The organism is Acidiferrobacter sp. (genome assembly GCF_054609335.1).
This window is the reverse complement of the sequence record NZ_JBTRWP010000097.1, coordinates 1-3,535: the sequence shown is the minus strand read 5'-3', so window position 1 is coordinate 3,535 and position 3,535 is coordinate 1. Positions and strand designations below refer to the sequence as shown.

At 64.7% G+C, this 3,535-nt stretch carries 3 protein-coding genes; all 3 read right to left on the bottom strand.

The window, feature by feature from the left end; translation table 11 throughout:
• Positions 1-92 precede the first annotated feature (92 nt).
• The 3 genes from ACYCTF_RS14215 to ACYCTF_RS14205 are packed head-to-tail and all read right to left on the bottom strand — an operon-like array spanning position 93 to position 3,420.
• Entirely contained in the window at positions 93-1,166 is a 1,074-nt protein-coding gene (locus tag ACYCTF_RS14215) for a hypothetical protein (RefSeq protein ID WP_461283521.1), read from the bottom strand.
• A gap of 3 nt (positions 1,167-1,169) precedes the next feature.
• Positions 1,170-2,447, bottom strand: coding sequence for an NAD(P)/FAD-dependent oxidoreductase (locus ACYCTF_RS14210; RefSeq protein WP_461283522.1), 1,278 nt, complete (start codon positions 2,445-2,447; stop codon positions 1,170-1,172).
• Between the two features lie 10 nt (positions 2,448-2,457).
• Complete coding sequence (locus ACYCTF_RS14205) at positions 2,458-3,420, bottom strand: sulfur oxygenase reductase family protein (protein ID WP_461285080.1); 963 nt, start codon at positions 3,418-3,420, stop codon at positions 2,458-2,460.
• Positions 3,421-3,535 lie beyond the last annotated feature (115 nt).

The following is a 3,535-nucleotide window of genomic DNA, read 5'->3' as shown; positions in this document are numbered from 1 at the left end:
GTTGTCTTTCCGAAGCACGGAATCAAGCACCGCAGGATGTGTGTGCGGGCTCTCTGGAGCATGCCCATGAACCGTACTATTCGGTAAGAAGTTCACCCGCTTGAGCGGGTTGAGAGTGTCACGCCCCACAGCAGCAGCGCGCCCTGGCGAAGCCCGTCTTGTACGCGGGGATCCATGAGAAGGCGATAGAGTCCCTTGGCACCCCCTGGTGAATCGTTTTGCCCATCGGCGCGGGCCGCCGCTTGGACGCCTTGCCACGTCGAGGCAAGGCCCGCAAGCGCAAGGCCTGCCTCGCGTGCGGCGGGGAAGAGTCCGGCGTCGCGAAAGGCGGCGAGAAGCGCGGTCATATCCTGGGCAAGGCCCGCGATATCGTGCTCGGTCGCCCAGAGACTGAACTCGGTGGCGGCGCGGGAAAGGGCCTCTCCCGTGGGGCCTTTCCAGACATCGGCCAGACCCCGGCCCTTGTCTGCGAGGGCGTGAGCGAAGGCGAGGTCGGCGCGCGTCTGGGCGAGCACCGGTCCCGCCGCCTCGAGCAAGGCGGGCGCCATGCGCGCAAGCTGCGCCACGGTGTCTACCAAGTAGGGCAGGTCATCGGCAAGCCGCGCGAGCGCGCCAGTATGGGAGAGGCCCTCCAGGATCCGCAGGAGCTCGTGCCCGAGTCCTGTCACGTCGGTATCCCGTGTCGCGTCGAGCCATCGCACCCACGTCTCTGTGAGTACCCCTGCCGCAGGGCCTTCGATCCATTTCTCGATCGCCTCCAGGCGCGCGATGAGTCGCTGCACCGTGCGCCATCCATCGCGCAGCGCCAGGATCTCGGCACCCATCCCCTTCAGGGTTTCGGCATCGACGGCGCGCCCCAAGGCCGCTTTTGCGGGGCGCGCACCGTCGCGGATTGCTGCGAAGACCCCGGCGTCGCGGAGCGCCTCGGCCGCTTCCAGGATTTCGCGAGCGAGTCTCGCAAGATCGTGGTCGCGCCAGAGGCCCGAGGCCTTGCGCACGGTCTCACTCGCGATGGCCCCCAGGGGGCCGTCCGAGGCCTCCTCGAGGGTCGCATAACGCTCCGCCATGCGCGCCAGAGCCTGCCACTGACGCGCGTTAAGCTCGCTTGCTCCGGCCGGAATCCGGGTCGCGTCTTGCGGGTCGGTCTCGGGTAGGGGTCCGCTCACGACTCAAGCCGCGAATAGACGTTCGGCGAGGAATTGCGCCGCATCCAGGCCCCAGGGCGGGACCTTCCCCTGGGTCCGGAAAAAGAGATCCTTGTACTGCATCTTCAACAGATACGGCATCCGTCCCATCTTCAAGATCTGCGTGTCGCCGCCGAACCAGGAGTTGGACCGGATATAGAAGGCCTGTTGGTCGCCCATGTCCCCGATGCAGTACACGACAGGCTTCAAGGGCTCGGCGGCGGCCGCCTCGCCTATGCGTCCGAGGTCGCGAGCGATCTGTTTGCCCACGATCTCGCTCTGCTGGTGTCCTATGGCGCCGAGTTTGGGCACGGTGACAGCGGCGGCGTCCCCGCAGGCCAGGATCTCGGGGTACTTGGGGTTGCGCATGAGCATGTCGGTGATCACGAAGCCTTCTTCGTCACATATTGGCAGTCCCTTCATGAACGGGTGCGGCACCCAGTCTGGAAGCAGGATCTTGAGCTCGGCATCCAAGGCGTCGCCCTGCGTGAATCGCACGCCGTCGCGCGTCACCTCGGCGATGTCTCCCACGTTATTGCGGTAGTGGAAGCCCATCTGGCTTGCGATACCAAGAAGCGTGTTCACGACCTGTTCGCCGGCGTCCTCGGCGATCATCTTGCCGGGCGTGAAGACAGTGATCTTGTCGGGACCCCCGAGGCCGTGGTTTTTGAGCCAGGTGGCCATGGACATCATGATCTCGATCGGTGGGCCCTCGCAGGCGGCATCCGCCATGGGCACCAGATCCCGGACTGCGGTGCCCTGATGAAAGCGGGCCGAGCCGATCGCGATCGGGCCACCTTTGTATTGGCCCCCGAAGAGCGCCCTGCGCAGTTTGTTGCCGTAAAAGGTGTCGGAGGCCGCGTGCGCGTGTTGCGCGAAGCCTGGGATCTTGTCATAGGCGAGTCGACAACCGAAGGCGACGACGAGGTAGTCGTAGACGATTGTCTCGGACGGCGCGCCCTCGCGTTCCTTGGGCGTGAAGTCGACGGTCCGGGTGTCGGGATTGATAGCCCGCACCTCGCCCTGGATGAAGGTCGCTTGCGCCTCGGCCCATGCCCGTGAGGTGTCCATCCTGAGCGTCGCCGCCGGATCGCGGCCCTCGAAGACCTCGGCTGGGATGTTGGGTATGAAGAGGAGGTAGGGGTTACGGTCGATCACGGTGATGTCCACCGCCTCGCCTGCATACTCGCGGATCTTCTGGGCGCTTGCGAGGCCCGCGAAGTTGCCGCCGAGCACGAGCACATGGGGCTTGTTCGATGTCATGTTGGATCTCCTAGTGGGCGAGATGCTCCCGCCACGTGCCTTCCTCCATCATGGAGGCAAACAGCATGTAGTAGGGACCACGGTTGATGTGGGCGAGCACGCCCTGGTTGTGGATGTGGCGCGCCTCGACATTGACAAGGACCTTACCCAGACCTTGGTGGGCGAGCTCCGCGGCCTCCCACTCCATATGCACGAAGTACTGGACGGGCGTGGCCGCCGGGATCGGTGGGTGATCCAGGGGCTTGTCGCCGTAGTTGGTGGCGTATTTCGGGGGGTTGGCCCCGAGCGTGGCCTTGGTCATGCCTTCAGGATCGAGCTGAAACGATCCGATCGCCGACACCCCGATCTGTTTTAGGAGCATCCACCCGAGCATGCCTGGGGCATGGGCCATGAGCCACGCCATGGTGTCGCGCACGCCTTGCTCGAAAGCGCCCTCGTGGCCGTGCATCACGCTATGATCACCGAGTGCTATCGTGCGATTGGGCAATGCAAGCTTGGGCACGGGTTTTTGGGCGGCCGCGCGCCCCATCATGAGGCTTGGCACGTCGGTGAGCCCGATCGAGGGCGGCAGGTCCGAGGCCGTGATCTCGTAAAGCGGTTCCCAGGGGCCTTCCACCACCATCGCGAGACAATGAGAACAGAGTTCGTAGATGGTATCGAACTGGAGATAGTGCATCTCCTCGTGTGATCGCGCGTCTTTCCACACCGTGTATTGAAACATGCCGATGGGATTGAGGGTCTCGCGCATATCGAGGGCGCCGCCGCCGTAGCGTCCTGCCATCGGGTGTATGCCCACCTGCAGGAGTTGGTCGAAGCCGAGGAAACCTGGGTGGGTCGCGGTCGTGATGCACACCTTGGACCCGACTTTGTGCATCGCCTCGTAGCTTTCCGGACGGTTCGCGATCCGCGCCATATTGATGGCGATGATCGGATTGTGTGTGTCCTGCCGGGTCGGGGCCGCTGTTCCGGGCATGACATCCTCCGTGATGAGTCTAGGCGTGCGAGCTTAACGCCATTTGCCGCCGGCCCTCATCCGACGCAAGCCGCGGGTCTCCCCCGGCTCGGGCCCGCGCCCCCGCGACTGTCGA